We start from the raw sequence: 15,045 nt of genomic DNA, 5'->3' as shown, positions 1-15,045 counted from the left end.
AATGAAGGAAATGAATCAGCAGGAGCTGCTTGAGCTGCTGGCCACGAAGGGCGAGCCGCTTGTTCTGTTTCTGCATACCCCGCTATGCGGAACCTGTAAGGCAGCCCGGCGGATGATTGAGGTGGCGGAGCATTTGCTTCCGCCTGGTCTTTTGATTGCGGAGGGGAATGTGAATAGGCTCCCTGATCTGGTGAACACCTATCAAATCTCAAGTGTGCCTGCTCTGCTGGCCGTGTCTGCTGACCGCAGCGCTGAGCCTGAAATCATATATTCCATACACTCTGTAGAACGGGTGCTGGCATACATAAGGAGAGTGACTTCATAATGATATCTTTACAACATCTATCTCTGCGCAGGGAAGAGAGCCAGATTCTTGACGATGTATCGCTGGACATGAAGCAAGGGGAGAACTGGGTCATTCTGGGGCGTAACGGCTCCGGCAAAACCACCCTGCTGGAAATGATGACCGGCTACCTGTTCCCAAGCAAAGGCTCGGTTGAAGTGCTGGGGTACAAATACGGTCAATGTGATCTGCGTGAGGTGCGCAAGAAGATTGGTTATATCGGCCCGTCCCTGATGGAAAAGCTCTCGCTTACCGACCCTGTCTGGGAGGTTGTCGCTACTGGCGCCTATGCGTATTTACGCTTCTACGAGGCTATACCGCAAAGTGTGAAGGACCAGTCGCTTACGCTGCTGGAGGAGATGAACCTCGGCGAGCTTGCCTATCATCCGTTCGGCTTATTATCGCAGGGGGAGCGCAAGAAGGCTATGCTGGCCCGCTGCCTGATCGCAGAGCCTAAGCTGCTTATTATGGACGAGCCTTGCGCCGGTCTGGATTTATATGAACGGGAGAAAATGCTCGCCGAGATCGATAAGCTGCGGCAGCGTAATGTTGGAGTGGTGTATGTCACGCATCATGTGGAGGAGATTGTACCGCTCTTCACTCATGTGGCGCTGATCCGTGACGGGAAGCTGGCAGGAGCCGGTCCCAAGGAAGAGGTGCTGACTCAGGAGATGCTGATGGCTACCTTTGACATTCCGGTCACGGTTGATTGGGACAACGGCCGTCCCTGGATTAAAATAAGTTCTGGAGGCAAATCGATTTGAACGATTTTACGGAAGACATGCCGGAGCAGGATACTGCCCCGCAAGACAAGATTAGTTCGAGATATATCTGCACGGCGAACCATGGCTTCGCCCCCTATGCGCAAGAGGAGCTTCGCCGCCTGTTCGGAGCGGTGAAAAGCACCTTGCTGCTGCCGGGAGAAATCTTCCTGGCCACGCTTGAGGCGGAGCCGGAGGAGGTAGCGCAGCGGCTGGCACAGAACCTGCCGATTTTCCTGCGCCACATCCAGCCTGTAGACTTCCAGGATAACGGCGATCTGCCGGCTCTGGAACGGCTGGCCGTATACTTAAGCCAGCGTACGGAGCTGCAAGGGGAGAAGGTATCGCTGCATGTCCGTAAAGGCTTGTCCTCCTTCTGGGAGCAGAGTCCTGGCGAGCTGCGCGAATGGCTGCAGGGCAAGCTTGATAGTTTGGGTGCCGAGTTCACCGTACAGGAGCCTGCTTGGGTGATCTCCGTCTATGCGGACGGCGACGCGCTGTATGCCGGTGTATCCCGGCCGGAGGCGAACCTGTCCAGCTGGAATGGCGGCATGATCCGCTTCCGTAAGGAGGATGGGCAGATCTCGCGGGCCAAATTCAAGCTGATGGAGGCGGAGAAGGAATTCGCCATTCCGTTCTACAGCTTCAAGAATGCGGTCGATATCGGCGCTTCTCCGGGCGGGTGGACCTCGTTCCTGCTGGAGCGCGGCCTCAAGGTTACCGCTGTTGATCCGGCGCTCATGCACGAATCCCTGCGCAAGCATCCGGCACTCAAGATTCTGCGCAAAAATGCCGGAGAGGTCAAATTCCGCGAGAATGAATTCGATCTGCTGGTCTGCGATATGAGCTGGAGCCCCAAGCTGATGGCCAAGCTGGTCACAGAGCTGCTGCACAGCCTGACACCGGGCGGCAGCGCAATTGTTACCGTGAAGCTGATGCATAAGAAGCCAATGGCGATGATCAATGAGATTATCACCCTGTTTGAAGGCCAGCGGATGCAGATTCAGCGCGCGAAGCAGCTGTTCCACAACCGTGATGAGATTACACTTTATATGATTAAGTATTAAATTATATTTGCAGGATTAAGGGAAAGCATCCCGCAGTCTGCACCTCCGGCTTCGTGCCGGTTCGGGTGCGGGCAGTGGGGGCTTTTTTTGCGTTATACATCATTCTATAAGAACAGGCGGGGAAGAGATGGAATTCACAGGAAAGCTAAGTCCCGGACAGATCCTGGGCGGGCGCTATTATGTAACCGGGCTGATAGGGACAGGTGGAATGAGCCGGGTATATCTGGCGGAGGATGAACGGCTGCCCGGCATGCTGCGTGCCATTAAAGAGAGCGTAATCCGGGAGGGGAGTTATGGTGCAGGCGCCATTCAGGCGGAAGCGGAGCTGTTAATCTCACTGCATCACCCCCTGCTGCCGCGGATTGCGGATTTCTTCCCGCCGGACTCTGACGGCTACACCTACCTGGTGATGGATTATATTGAGGGCATCACCCTGCATCAATATATGGCAGAGCAGCCCGCTGCAATGACGGGAGAGCGAATCCTCAGCTATGCCCGGCAGCTGCTGGAGGTGCTGCATTATTTGCACAGCCATCAGCCGCCAATCATCTACCGGGATCTCAAGCCTTCGAATATCATGCTGACTGGAGAGCATGAGCTGAAGGTCATTGATTTCGGGATTGCGCGCAGGTTGAAGAGCGGCTCCGTTGAGGACACGGAGAAGCTGGGAACAGCCGGATTCGCAGCCCCGGAGCAATATGGCGGCGGGCAGAGCAGCCCGGTGTCGGATTTGTACGGACTTGGCGCGCTGCTGCTGTATATGGCTTCCGGCGGTGAATTCAGCGCGTGGCAGCCAGGGATGGAGCGGAAGCTGCAGGGTAACCTCCCGGAGCGGATGATTCCGGTCATCAGACGGCTGCTGCGGCATCATCCGGAGGAACGGTATGGCAGTGCTGAGGAGGTAAGAGCGGCCCTCAAGCAGTTGGAGACTGGCGGTGCGGGGGATGCAAGGCATGAGCGGGCGCTAATGCGCAAGGCAGCGGAAGGCATACAATTGCAGCATTCCGCTGTAGTGGTGGCCGTATTAGGGGTGTCACCCGGGATTGGGACCACGCATACCTCGCTTGCTGTCAGCCGCTGCCTGTCGCCTGCAGGACGGACGGCATGGGTTGACGGAAGTCCCGGTTCGCAGGTATTTAACCGCATGAAGGAAATGGCGGGGAGCTCTGAAATAAGCGGTGTTCAGGGGGCACAGGAGCAACCGTTCACCTGGATGGGTGTGGACTACTGGAAGCTTCCCCCTTCAGACGGACTCCCGCAGCTGCCGGATCAAGCCTATGCTTACATTGTTCTGGATCTTGGAACCGGCGGCGGTGAGGGGGCGCTGAAGATGTTCACAAGCAGCCGGTTCCCGTTATTGATCGCCTCAGGTGCAGACTGGCGCCTGGAGGATACCCTGCACTGGCTGCGCCGCAGAGGTCTGACTCCCCGGCCGGAATGGCGGATCGGTCTGCCGCTGGCCGGGGAGCATACGGCGGCGCTGCTGGCTTCTCTGCTTGTGCCTGCCAGCGTATGCAGCCTGCCGCTTCAGCAGGACCCTTTTCAGAGCAAAGGCAAGCTGATTCAGGCCATCAGGGCAATGCTTGGACCGATGAAGGGTAGCGGTTTTCCTGCAAAGCACATTGGAATATTTCAGAAAAAAAGTTAACCTCTCAGGTTTTTTCGGCTGTTTTTCAGAAATTAGGCTTAATTTCTATTTCGGAGCAGGGTGCAGGTGTGCTAAAATGTAGTGATATCTATAAGTTATGGACCTCTTAGTATTTACAATATAGACAGGAGCTTGCGGAGAAATTATGAGTTTACTTAGTGTAGAAGACGTTTCCCACAATTTTGGGGACCGGGTGTTGTTTAAGGATGTGTCTTTCCGTCTGCTGGATGGAGAGCATGTAGGTATTGTAGGCGCGAACGGCGTAGGCAAATCGACGCTGATGAATATTTTGACCGGCAAATTATTGAAGGACAACGGCAAGGTGGAATGGACGCCGCGGGTCCGTTACGGATATCTGGATCAGCATACCCTGCTTACCGCCGGTAAAACCGTGCGCGATGTGCTTAAGGATGCATTTCTGCCGCTGCTGGAGCTGGAGCACGAGATGCTGGCGATTACCGATAAAATGGGGGAGGCAACTCCCGAGGAGCTGGACCTGTTGCTTGAGCAGATGGGCAACATTCAGGAGCAGCTTGATATCGGTGACTTTTACCTCATAGATGTGAAGGTTGAAGAGATGGCGAACGGACTGGGCCTGACGGCGATCGGTCTGGACCGGGATGTTACTTCCCTCAGCGGGGGACAGCGGACCAAGGTATTGCTGGCGAAGCTGCTGCTGGAGAAACCGAATGTACTGCTGCTCGATGAGCCTACCAACTATCTCGATGTGGAGCATATTGACTGGCTGTCGAATTATCTGAAGCAATATCCGTATGCCTTCATGCTGATCTCCCATGATACGGAATTCATGAATAAAGTGGTTGATGTGATCTATCATCTGGAGTTCTCCAAGCTGACCCGCTATACGGCCAATTACGAGAAATTCCTGGAGATGGCGGGGATGAACAAGGCCCAGCATATTGATGCTTACGAGAAGCAGCAGGATTTCATCAAAAAACAGGAGGATTTCATCCAGCGCAACAAAGCGCGTGCCTCCACTTCGGGCCGGGCCAAGAGCCGTGAGAAGCAGCTTGGCAAGATGGAGCGGATCGACAAGCCGGAAGAGGCGATGAAGCCTACGTTCCAGTTCAAGGAGAGCCGGGCCAGCGGAAAGACCGTGTTCGAGGGCGTTGATTTCGAGATCGGGTATGACCGCCCGCTGCTGCCAAGCAAGCTGAATATGATGATTGAACGCGGAGAGAAGATTGCGATTGTCGGCTACAATGGGGTCGGTAAATCTACGCTGCTCAAAACCATCCTGGGTGTCATCCCTACGTACAGCGGAAAAACCTACCTGGGAGATTACCTGAGTTCAGCGTATTTCCAGCAGGAAATGAAGGCGGAGAATATTACACCGATTGAAGATGTGTGGAATGAATTCTCGAGTCTGACCCAGAATGAAGTGCGTGGACATCTGGCGCGCTGCGGGCTGAAAAACGAACATATTACCCGTCCGCTCAGCATGCTGAGCGGCGGCGAGCAGGCCAAGGTACGCCTGTGCAAGCTGCTGATGCGCGAGAGCAACTGGATTCTGTTCGATGAGCCTACGAATCACCTTGATATTGTGGCCAAGGCTGAGCTTAAGCGGGCGCTCCAGGAATACAAGGGCACAATTCTGCTGGTATCCCATGAACCGGAATTTTACGAGGATTGGGTGACGAAGGTCTGGAATGTTGAGCAGTGGTCTGCACAGACCGTATAACAATGGATTCCGGGAAAAGTGGAGGTTTGCGCTTTTCCCGTTTTTTTACCAATAACCTAAGTACATAGGGGGCTGTTCAGAGATGGGTCCTAATCAAAACACGCCAGTTCCTGCTTCATTAGCCGGCAGGGACGGGAGATATTCAAGACAGGTCCGCTTCACGCCGTTCGGCGCAGCAGGACAAAAGGGGCTGTCACGCTCCAGTGTGCTGGTCGTTGGCATGGGGGCGCTGGGGACTGGCATTGCCGAGACCTTAGCCCGCTGCGGGGTAGGACGGCTTATACTGGTGGATCGTGACTATGTGGAGTGGAGCAATTTGCAGCGCCAGCAGTTGTACACGGAAGAAGACGCCCGTGTGCGCACGCCCAAGGCGGCTGCAGCCCGTACCCGGCTGATGGCGGTCAATTCGGAGATTGTGATCGAGGCCCATGTGCTTGATGTGCGTGCAGAGGAGCTGGAGAGCCTGCTCCCCGGCGTGGATCTGATTATGGACGGAACGGATAACTTCGACACCCGGCTAATCATCAATGACCTGGCGCAAAAGCACGGCATCCCCTGGATCTACGGAGCCTGTGTCGGAAGTTACGGCATCACATATACAATTCTGCCGGGGGAGACCCCCTGTCTGAATTGTCTGCTGGGGACGATTCCGCTGGGCGGGGATACCTGCGATACGGCGGGGATTCTTCCGCAAGCGGTGCAGCTGGTTACAGCGAATGGAACTGCGGAGGCGCTGAAGCTGCTCGGCGGATATAAGGACAAGCTGCGCGGCAAGCTGCTGACCTTCGATGTCTGGCGTAATGAGCAGCAGGAGATTGGCGTCAAGACGGCGAAGAAGACGGACTGTCCCTCTTGTGGTGAATCACGCAGCTATCCGTATCTGTCGGCGGCTAACACAGAGCGCAGCGATGTGCTGTGCGGCAGGGATACGGTGCAGATCCGTCCGGCACACCGCAGAAGTCTTGATCTGGAGGAGACGGCCGCCCGCTTGTCCAGGCTGACTAGCGGCAAGGTGGAGAGCAATCCGTATCTGGTTTCTTTTACTGAGGAGCCGTACCGGATGGTTGTGTTCGCAGACGGGAGAGCCTTAATACATGGAACCAGTGATATCGCTGCTGCCCGCAGTTATTATCACCGGTATTTCGGTTAAATGGAGGAGAAACGCAATGAACAAAGGAACCATCCGTCATATGGCTGTATTTACACTGAAATCCGCTCCGGATTCGGAGGAGACCAGAGCTTTCCTGCGGGACGGAGCTGAGATTCTTAGCGCTATTCCGGTGGTGGAGAATTTCGAGGTGCTGCGTCAGGTCAGCGCCAAGTGTGAGCACCAGTACGGCTTCTCGATGGAGTTCGCCGATCAGGCGGCTTATGATGCCTACAATAATCATCCGGCGCACCAGGCATTTGTAACAGAACGCTGGGACATTCAGGTGGCTGCATTCCAGGAGATCGATTTCGTACAAATATAGGTACCGTCCTTTAAAAGGACGGCAAAGCCGTTTCCACTTGTGTAAGGTTATAATTAATGCCGTAAAGAGACCATTCCCCCGAATGGTCTCTTTGTTTTGCGGGAATTCTAAGCATCATCTGCGGCGGCACAGCCGGTGCAAGACTGGTAGAGGGGGACTATCCCGGTGAATGAAAAGATAGCATGGTACATACCCGGACCGCACCCGGATAGCCTTGAAGCTGATGCTGACGATCGGGATTCCGGCCATGCCGGGCTTGAGGAGGCCATCCATAGCCTTGGAATGACAACAGCAATAAGCGAAGACCTGGATAGTCTTCGCTTATTGCTCTCAGGCGGTGAGCCTGTGCTTCTGCTCGCGGAGCTGGATGAACCCGGAGGCTGGGCGGGCTGGGAAGCCGTCTCGGAGGTGCGGAAGGAGGGGATGATTCTGCCGGTGATGGTCCTATCCGGGGACGCATCTGTAATGAAGGGGGAAGCGGCTGTCTCCGTCTTCGATGCCGGAGGCAACGAATACATGGAGAAGCCTGTACATACCGGTGAGTTCAAACGCAGAATATTGAATTTACTTAAGCTGACAGGCCGCCGTAGAGATACGGTCTCACTGCTTAAGGTGGACGGACTGCTCCTCGATCCCGGCCGCCGGCAGGTCAGCCGGGATGGAACAGAGCTGAAGATGACCCCCAAGGAGTTCGATCTGCTGTATTACCTGGCAGAGAATCTGGGTGAAGTCTGTCCCCGTGCTGAGATATTACAGCAGGTATGGGGGTATCATTTTCATGCGGACACCAATGTGGTGGATGTGTACATCCGGCATCTGCGGCTCAAGGTGGATAAAGGACGCCGGAATAAACTGATTCATACGGTGCGTGGAACCGGATATGTACTGCGGACACCGGAGAGCGGGGCCACAAGCTGACGGCCGCTGCGAAGCAGCTCTCCGGTTATTAGGATTTGTACACTCTTGGTACAAGCTACATTTGAACTTCGCGCTGTTATAGTACGCGGCGTGATTTCAGGTAGGTTTTTTTCCAGTTCCCTGAATTCAGATCTGAAATGGTCACGCCGGGTGAGCCGTAAGTGTGAAGAATCTTGCCATTGCCGGCATATACAGCCACATGGGTTACGTTCTTGCCGTTGGCCCGGCTTCCGCTGGAGAAGAACACCAGATCGCCGACACGCAGATTGGCTTTGCTGACCGATTTGCCCATTTTAGATTGGGCTACGGACGTACGGGGCAGATCTACCCCATATTTTTTAAAAATATATTGAGTAAAGGAGGAGCAGTCAAAATAACGTGTAGTTGAAGTGGAGGCACCGAACTGGTAACGCGTACCCAGGTACTTTTTGCCGAAGCTAACCACTTTGGAACCGGCAGCAGATGCGGATACGGAATCGGCAGATACAGAATCAGCGGATACAGCTGAAGCGGAGGCAGGGGCTGTTCCTGCTCCGGTTGCGAGTAAGGCGCTGAACCCGATTGTAGTGCACAGACCAATTGTCATTGCTTGCTTGAACCATTGTTGCTTATTCATGTTGTATACCTCCAAGGATGTAGTGAATTCTAGTAGTTTCGTTCGTCTGATTCGTAGTATAGCAGGTTATGGGAGACCTAAATTATGGAATAGAGGGGCTAAATGCAGGCGGGATATACAATGTAAGCGTTTTATTAAAATCGCATTAAAAGTTACAAAATATTAATATTTAGATAATTTGCTACACAAAAAAAGCCGAAAAACCCTTTAATATCAAGGGGTTTCCCGACTTTAAGATTTTGAAACAAAGGTTACAGCGATGTCTCCAAAGATCTATGTATTCAGTCCTTGCTCTGAATAATCAGCAGAAGTCCGCTCTCAATTTGAACGGTTCCACTGCGCTCCAGCAGCACATTGCTTACGGCCAGAGACTGGCCTAACTTGAGCGTGGCATTCTCCAAAGGATATTGGAAGCCCTGCAGGGTAATTCCTGTAACCTCGGGAGTCAGAGGCAGCAAGGAGACATAAGTAAACCCTAGTTCCTCCACAACCGCCTGCGAACCCGTAAGCGTAATATAGTTGTTCGCATCCATAATAGAGCAGGCTACCTGCCGCTGCAGTGCTCTTGTCATCATCTGAATACTGGCCAGAGTATGGTCCATGCGGGAACCCGTTACCCCGATCATCAGAATAGACTGCGGCTGGAGGTTCAGGGCAAGATCCAGGGCCATTTCACTGTCGGTAAGGTCTTTGTTGACCGGATCACAGCTTATAGTCTCCTTGCTTCCCGCCTGAATCCGCTCTAAGGACTCAGGAGAGACGGAATCGAAATCACCAACGGCAAGCTGGGGGGTGAATCCATGGTCAATCAGGAACAGTGCCCCCCGGTCAGCCCCGATAATAAAATCTTCTTCATCTAATAAGTGCAGGCACTCCGCTGTCAGTTCACCGCCTGCAACGATTACGATACGCCCGGATGGCAATAGATTCCCCTCCTTGTTGTACATTTAAGTTCATCATCCTGAACAGTATATAGCAGTTTCAAAAGTTGTACAATTGCCGCGCTGACGCTAAAATAAGGTTAGTGCGGTTCGCTGCACCCATCCGTCATGGATGATAAGGATGCTAGATCGCAGGAGGTGAGAGGGATCGTTAACGTGTTGTTTGTATGTCTGGGGAATATTTGCAGGTCGCCGATGGCAGAAGCTGTGCTGCGCAATAAGATTGAGCAGCGTCAGCTTGCGGATCAGATCACTGTAGATTCTGCAGGAACCGGAGACTGGCATATCGGGAAAGCGCCGCATGAAGGAACAAGGCGTATTCTTGATCTGCATGGCATCAGCTATGAGAATATGAGAGCAAGATTGGTAGCCGGTGAGGATTTCGAGAAATTCGAATACATCATCTGCATGGACAAGTCCAATGGAGAGAATGTGCGCAAAATTCCCGGCGGTGAGCAGTCGACGCTGCTGTTCTTCATGGACCTGCTGCCTGATGAGGAGCTGCGTGAAGTACCTGACCCGTATTTCACCGGAAATTTCGAGCAGGTCTATGATTTAATAAATGCCGGTTGTGATGTGCTGCTGGAACGGATTATTCAGGAGAAGCTACAGCAGGCATAGTGCTACAGCCGGACCGGTTGCCGTCCTCATGATTGAAGGATCGGCACCGTGCGTCCGTCTGGCGATGAAAGCGTAGTCAATCATGCCGCATACATAAGTTCGTAAGATGTTCACTTTTGGGGTTCTATTTGCTGTTTCAGGAGCTGAAGAAATAGAGTAATGATTCCGGGAGCTCTTTTTGCCAAAAACCCCAAAGATGCTGGCCATCCTTCTCGCGGTAGGATACGGTGGCTCCTTTGGATTCAAGCATTGCCTTGGTCTCCCGGTTCATTTCAACGAAATCATAGACTCCGGTATCGGTCTTGTAGTCTCTCTCTTGAAGCCCGACAACCATATTGATCTGAAGCCAGGAGAGATCCTCTTCTTGTGCTATCAGCTCACGGGTCTCTGGATAGTAAGCACCGGAGAGGCTGAGCACACGGCTGAACAATCCCGGATAGGCCAGCGCGAGGTGGAGGGAGACACTGCCGCCAAGGGAATCACCGGCTACGATTCGTTCCCCGGGTGTACGCCGGACAGGATAATTATGTTCAATGTAGGGAATAATCTCTTCGGCGAAGCATGCGAGGTACTGCTTGAAGCGGCTGCCGAACGGAGCGTATTCGGCGGTGCGGACAGCCACGTTGACTTCGACGCCCACTATAATGAAGGGTTCCACATCCTGCTCCAGAATCAGCTGGCCGGCAAGGGTAGCAATCCGGCCGAAGTTGAAGAATTCTTCCCCATCCTGGCAGTAGATGACGGGATAGCTGAGTACTTCATTATATCCGGGGGGAAGATAGATACGCAGTTTGCGCTCTTCCTGCAGGTGTTCGCTCCACAGTGTTTGTTTCACAATTGTACGTTTCAGAAAAACAGGTTCGCTCATTGTCAAATCGTCGCCTTTCATGTCGAATTTTTTGCTTATAACTTAGTGTTACGTTAAAAATACCCAAGCAGAGAATGTGGGATATATCATTTACTTGATAAATATCCTTTAATCTGTTATAGGATATTTAAACGCCTGTTATACATACAAAATTTATGGAAACATAAATTTTATGCGTATTTCTTTGACGAAACAGATACAACAGGTGTATAATAATTCTATAACAGAGACCACTGATATTCAAATTTTTTTATTGAGGTGAAGATAATGACTAAGGTTCCCTATGAAGTGTATACAGAGGACGTTGAGGCCCTTTCGGTTCTTTCCCCGGATGGAGAAATTATCAACAAGGAAATGATGCCTGACCTTACCGACGACCAACTGAAAGAAATTATGTACCGTATGGTATTTACCCGTACCTGGGATGACCGTGCTGTCAATCTGGGTCGCCAAGGCCGTCTGGGCTTCTATGCACCGGTATCCGGACAGGAAGCGACAATGATCGGCAGCGAGTTCGCTCTGCAGAAGGAAGACTTCGTCTGCCCGGGCTACCGCGATATTCCGCAGCTCGTATGGCATGGACTTCCATTATATCAGGCTTTCCTGTATTCCCGCGGACATCAGCATGGCGGACAGATTCCTGAAGGCGTTAATGTACTTATGCCGCAGATCATTATCGGAGCACAGATTCTTCATGCTACCGGTATTGCTATGGGCTTCAAATTGAAGAAACAGCAGAACGTTGCGATCACTTACACTGGTGACGGCGGTTCGTCTGAAGGCGACTTCTACGAAGGCCTTAACTATGCAGGAGTCTTTAAGCTGCCGGTGATCTTCTTTGTTCAGAACAACGGCTATGCCATCACCACTCCGTTCTCGAAGCAGACGGCAGCGAAATCCATCGCCCACAAGGCGGTTGCCGCAGGGATTCCCGGAATCAAGATCGACGGTATGGACGTATTTGCAGTAATCGCTGCTGTACAGCAGGCTGCTGAACGTGCCCGTAAGGGTGAAGGTGCGACGCTGATTGAAGCAGTAACTTACCGTTTCCGTCCGCATTCCCTGTCCGACGATGCCAGTAAGTACCGTACGAAGGAAGAAGAAGGACAATGGAATGAGAAAGATCCGATTGCCCGTCTTGCCAAGTACCTGGAGAAAAAAGGCCTCTGGACCGAAGAAGACACTCTGCGCGTAAGAGAAGAAGCGAAAGCTACTGTAAACGAGCAGATTAAAAAAGCAGAACAGACCGAAAAAATGACCATTCCCGGCTTGATCGACAGCATGTTCGAGGTAACTCCGAAACATCTTGAAGAACAAAAAGCCGATTTTGAATAAGGGGGATATCAGGCAATGGCACAGATGAATATGAAAGAAGCAATCCGTGACGCAATGCGCGTTGAACTGACTCGTGACCCTAATGTTCTTATCTTCGGAGAAGACGTTGGTAATGTTGGCGGCGTATTCCGTGTAACGGAAGGGCTGCAGAAGGAATTTGGCGAAGAACGCGTATTCGATACACCTCTGGCAGAGTCCGCTATTGGCGGTTTGGCCTTCGGTCTCGGCGTACAGGGCTTCCGTCCGATTGCCGAAATCCAGTTCGTGGGCTTCATCTTTGAAGCTCTTGATCAGATCGTTATTCAGGCGGCTCGCCTGCGCTGGCGTTCCGGGGGCAGATTTAATGCTCCTGTAGTCTTCCGCACTCCATTCGGCGGCGGCGTTAAAGCTGCTGAACTTCATACCGATTCCCTTGAAGGCCTGATTGCCCAGAGTCCGGGGATCAAGGTGGTTATTCCTTCCAACCCTTACGATGCCAAAGGACTGCTGATCGCTTCGATCCGCGATAATGACCCTGTATTCTTCATGGAACACTTGAATCTGTACCATGCTTTCCGTGCAGAAGTGCCTGAAGGTGAATATACCGTTGAACTTGGTAAAGCTAATGTAGTACGCGAAGGTACGGATGTCTCCATTATTACCTACGGTCTAATGGTGCATACTGCTACCAAAGCGGCTGATCAGCTTGAGAAGGACGGCATCAAAGTCGAAATTATCGACCTGCGTACCGTTAGCCCGATTGATATCGACACCATTGTTGCTTCTATTAAGAAGACCAACCGTGCGATTGTTGTACAAGAAGCGCAGAAGAGCTCTGGCGTAGCCGCAGAGGTCATTGCTCAGATTAACGAAAAAGCTCTGCTGCACCTGGAAGCCCCAGTGCTTCGTGTAGCAGGTCCTGATACGATCTACCCATTCGCACAAATCGAAGATACCTGGATTCCTACACCTGCACGCGTCATTGCGGCAGTTAAGAAAGTCATGGAATTCTAGGAAGTAACGACCTTGCCGTCCTTGTATAAAGGGCGGCACCCGTTTCTGTCATCTATTGGACGGAGCTGTTGGAATATCTCAATATAATTTATAGGAGGTTATCAAGGTGGCAAAATTTGAGTACCGGTTCCCTGAGCTGGGCGAAGGTCTGCATGAGGGCGAAATTATCAAAATGCATATTAAAGCCGGCGATAAAGTAACCGATGACGATATCGTAATGGAAGTTCAGAATGACAAGGCGGTAGTAGAGGTGCCTTGTCCGGTCAACGGCACAGTGCTTGAAGTCTTCACCAAGGACGGCCAAGTATGCCGTGTAGGCGAAGTTGTAGCGATTATTGATGCAGAAGGCGATATCCCTGAGCAAGAGGGCGGCCATCCGGCAGAACAGGCTTCCCAGGAAGCTGACGCAGCCAAAGGCGGAGCAGATACAACTTCTTCTCCGGCAACCAGCAGCCCGGCTACTGGCGGAGCAACGAACTTCGAATACAAGTTCCCTGAACTGGGCGAAGGCCTGCATGAAGGGGAAATCATCAAGATGCACATCAAGGTTGGAGACAAAATCACTGACGACGATATTATTATGGAAGTTCAGAATGATAAAGCGGTGGTGGAAGTTCCTTCTCCAGTCAACGGTACTGTAGTCGAAGTGTTCACCAAAGACGGCCAGGTCTGCCGCGTAGGTGAAGTTGTGGCTATCATTGCTGCAGAAGGTGATGTTCCTCACCAGGAGGGCGGACATGCTGAAGCATCCGGTGCCCAGGCAGCAGCTCCTTCCCAAGGAACAGCTCCTGCAGCGGCAGCAGCTCCAGCCCCTGACCGTGAAGTGCTGGCAACACCAAGCGTGCGCAAATATGCCCGTGACAAGAGCGTAGATATCTCCAAGGTGAACGGCTCCGGCAAGAACGGCAAGATCACACTTGAAGATGTGGAAGCTTTCCTGAAGGGCGGCTCTGCCCCTGCGGCAGCGGCTCCGGCAGCATCTGCACCAGCGGCGGCAGCAGCACCGCAAGCCAAAGCGAAAGAAGCAGCACCAGCTGCAGCTTCCGGTAATGCAAGCCTGGAAGAAGAACGCGTACCATTCAAGGGTATCCGTAAAGCGATTGCCAATGCTATGGTTAAATCGGCTTACACTGCTCCGCATGTTACCATCATGGACGAAGTGGATGTTACGGAGCTTGTAGCCTTCCGTGCCCGCATGAAGCCGGTAGCCGAGAAGAAGGGCGTGAAGGTTACTTATCTTCCGTTCATCGTGAAGGCACTCGTTGCCGCTTCCCGCCAGTTCCCTGCGCTTAACGCAATGATTGACGAAGCTACGAACGAAATTGTCTACAAAAAATACTACAACATCGGTATCGCTACAGATACAGACAACGGCCTGATCGTTCCTGTCATTAAGGACGCTGACCGCAAGAGTATCTGGATGATCGCTAGTAGTATTACAGATCTGGCTGTGCGCGGACGCGACGGCAAGCTGGCCCCTAACGAAATGAAGGGCAGCACGATCTCGATCAGCAACATCGGCTCTGCCGGCGGTATGTTCTTCACTCCGATCATCAACTTCCCAGAGGTTGCTATTCTCGGAACCGGACGTATCACTGAGAAGCCTGTTGTGAAGAATGGCGAAATCGTAGCGGCACCTGTAATGGCTCTGTCCCTGAGCTTTGACCACCGTATTATTGACGGCGCAACAGCACAGAATTTCATGAACTACATTAAGACCCTGCTTTCAAATCCTGATATGTTAGTTATGGAGGTGTAAT

16 protein-coding genes are annotated in these 15,045 nt (G+C 52.4%); 12 read left to right on the top strand and 4 right to left on the bottom strand.

Features of this window, described 5'->3' with window-relative positions:
- Window position 1 precedes the first annotated feature (1 nt).
- The 8 genes from NST43_RS16295 (at window position 2) to NST43_RS16260 (ending at window position 7,911) form a co-directional block, all read left to right on the top strand.
- Window positions 2-325, top strand: a complete 324-nt coding sequence (locus NST43_RS16295) for a thioredoxin family protein (protein ID WP_339218108.1) — start codon at window positions 2-4, stop codon at window positions 323-325.
- Window positions 325-1,107 carry an ATP-binding cassette domain-containing protein gene (locus NST43_RS16290; RefSeq protein WP_339218106.1) on the top strand — a complete coding sequence of 261 codons (783 nt, stop codon included), beginning with the start codon at window positions 325-327 and terminating at the stop codon, window positions 1,105-1,107. The genes NST43_RS16295 and NST43_RS16290 overlap by 1 nt, the downstream gene beginning before the upstream one ends.
- Window positions 1,108-1,124: 17 nt before the next feature.
- A complete protein-coding gene (locus NST43_RS16285; protein WP_339225442.1) occupies window positions 1,125-2,171 on the top strand; it encodes an SAM-dependent methyltransferase in 1,047 nt (348 codons plus the stop codon).
- 127 nt (window positions 2,172-2,298) lie between these two features.
- Window positions 2,299-3,819: a serine/threonine-protein kinase gene (locus tag NST43_RS16280; protein WP_339218105.1), complete on the top strand. Its 1,521-nt coding sequence runs from the start codon at window positions 2,299-2,301 to the stop codon at window positions 3,817-3,819.
- A gap of 145 nt (window positions 3,820-3,964) precedes the next feature.
- Window positions 3,965-5,521: an ABC-F family ATP-binding cassette domain-containing protein gene (locus tag NST43_RS16275; RefSeq protein ID WP_339218104.1), complete on the top strand. Its 1,557-nt coding sequence runs from the start codon at window positions 3,965-3,967 to the stop codon at window positions 5,519-5,521.
- Window positions 5,522-5,603: 82 nt separating this feature from the next.
- Entirely contained in the window at window positions 5,604-6,671 is a 1,068-nt protein-coding gene (locus tag NST43_RS16270; RefSeq protein WP_209989756.1) for a ThiF family adenylyltransferase, read from the top strand.
- Between the two features lie 16 nt (window positions 6,672-6,687).
- The gene (locus NST43_RS16265) at window positions 6,688-6,993 is read left to right on the top strand and encodes a Dabb family protein (protein ID WP_209989759.1); all 306 of its coding nucleotides are present in this window, start codon (window positions 6,688-6,690) and stop codon (window positions 6,991-6,993) included.
- Window positions 6,994-7,158: 165 nt separating this feature from the next.
- The gene (locus NST43_RS16260) at window positions 7,159-7,911 is read left to right on the top strand and encodes a response regulator transcription factor (RefSeq protein WP_339218102.1); all 753 of its coding nucleotides are present in this window, start codon (window positions 7,159-7,161) and stop codon (window positions 7,909-7,911) included.
- A 76-nt stretch (window positions 7,912-7,987) separates the two neighbouring features.
- On the opposite strand, the gene NST43_RS16255 is transcribed toward NST43_RS16260, so the two are convergent.
- Together NST43_RS16255 and NST43_RS16250 are read right to left on the bottom strand one after the other, a co-directional pair.
- Window positions 7,988-8,527 carry a C40 family peptidase gene (locus NST43_RS16255; RefSeq protein ID WP_339218100.1) on the bottom strand — a complete coding sequence of 180 codons (540 nt, stop codon included), beginning with the start codon at window positions 8,525-8,527 and terminating at the stop codon, window positions 7,988-7,990.
- A 281-nt stretch (window positions 8,528-8,808) separates the two neighbouring features.
- Window positions 8,809-9,450 (bottom strand): thiamine diphosphokinase, encoded by a 642-nt coding sequence (locus NST43_RS16250; RefSeq protein WP_339225441.1) that lies wholly within the window; start codon window positions 9,448-9,450, stop codon window positions 8,809-8,811.
- 165 nt (window positions 9,451-9,615) lie between these two features.
- Here NST43_RS16250 and NST43_RS16245 point away from each other — a divergent pair, with 165 nt between their 5' ends.
- Entirely contained in the window at window positions 9,616-10,089 is a 474-nt protein-coding gene (locus NST43_RS16245) for a low molecular weight protein-tyrosine-phosphatase (RefSeq protein WP_209990219.1), read from the top strand.
- Here the strand turns inward: NST43_RS16245 and NST43_RS16240 are convergent.
- A complete protein-coding gene (locus NST43_RS16240; protein WP_339225303.1) occupies window positions 10,075-10,203 on the bottom strand; it encodes a hypothetical protein in 129 nt (42 codons plus the stop codon). The two genes, NST43_RS16245 and NST43_RS16240, sit on opposite strands and share 15 nt — an antisense overlap.
- A 22-nt stretch (window positions 10,204-10,225) precedes the next feature.
- Complete coding sequence (locus tag NST43_RS16235) at window positions 10,226-10,957, bottom strand: alpha/beta hydrolase-fold protein (RefSeq protein ID WP_209989767.1); 732 nt, start codon at window positions 10,955-10,957, stop codon at window positions 10,226-10,228.
- A 267-nt stretch (window positions 10,958-11,224) separates the two neighbouring features.
- On the opposite strand from NST43_RS16235, the gene pdhA reads away from it, so the two are divergent.
- From pdhA to NST43_RS16220, 3 genes are all read left to right on the top strand, one after another.
- On the top strand, window positions 11,225-12,292 hold the full coding sequence (gene pdhA / locus NST43_RS16230; RefSeq protein ID WP_209989771.1) for a pyruvate dehydrogenase (acetyl-transferring) E1 component subunit alpha: 1,068 nt from the start codon (window positions 11,225-11,227) through the stop codon (window positions 12,290-12,292).
- A 15-nt stretch (window positions 12,293-12,307) separates the two neighbouring features.
- Entirely contained in the window at window positions 12,308-13,285 is a 978-nt protein-coding gene (locus NST43_RS16225) for an alpha-ketoacid dehydrogenase subunit beta (RefSeq protein WP_339225302.1), read from the top strand.
- Between the two features lie 106 nt (window positions 13,286-13,391).
- Window positions 13,392-15,044: a 2-oxo acid dehydrogenase subunit E2 gene (locus NST43_RS16220; RefSeq protein ID WP_209989777.1), complete on the top strand. Its 1,653-nt coding sequence runs from the start codon at window positions 13,392-13,394 to the stop codon at window positions 15,042-15,044.
- The last annotated feature ends 1 nt before the right edge of the window (window position 15,045 follow it).

The sequence above is a fragment of the Paenibacillus sp. FSL H8-0332 genome, from assembly GCF_037963835.1.
In the GTDB taxonomy this organism is placed as follows: Bacteria; Bacillota; Bacilli; order Paenibacillales; family Paenibacillaceae; genus Paenibacillus_AQ; species Paenibacillus_AQ rhizoplanae.
Note: the sequence above shows the minus strand (reverse complement) of the source record. Positions and strands in the feature narration are given on the sequence as shown.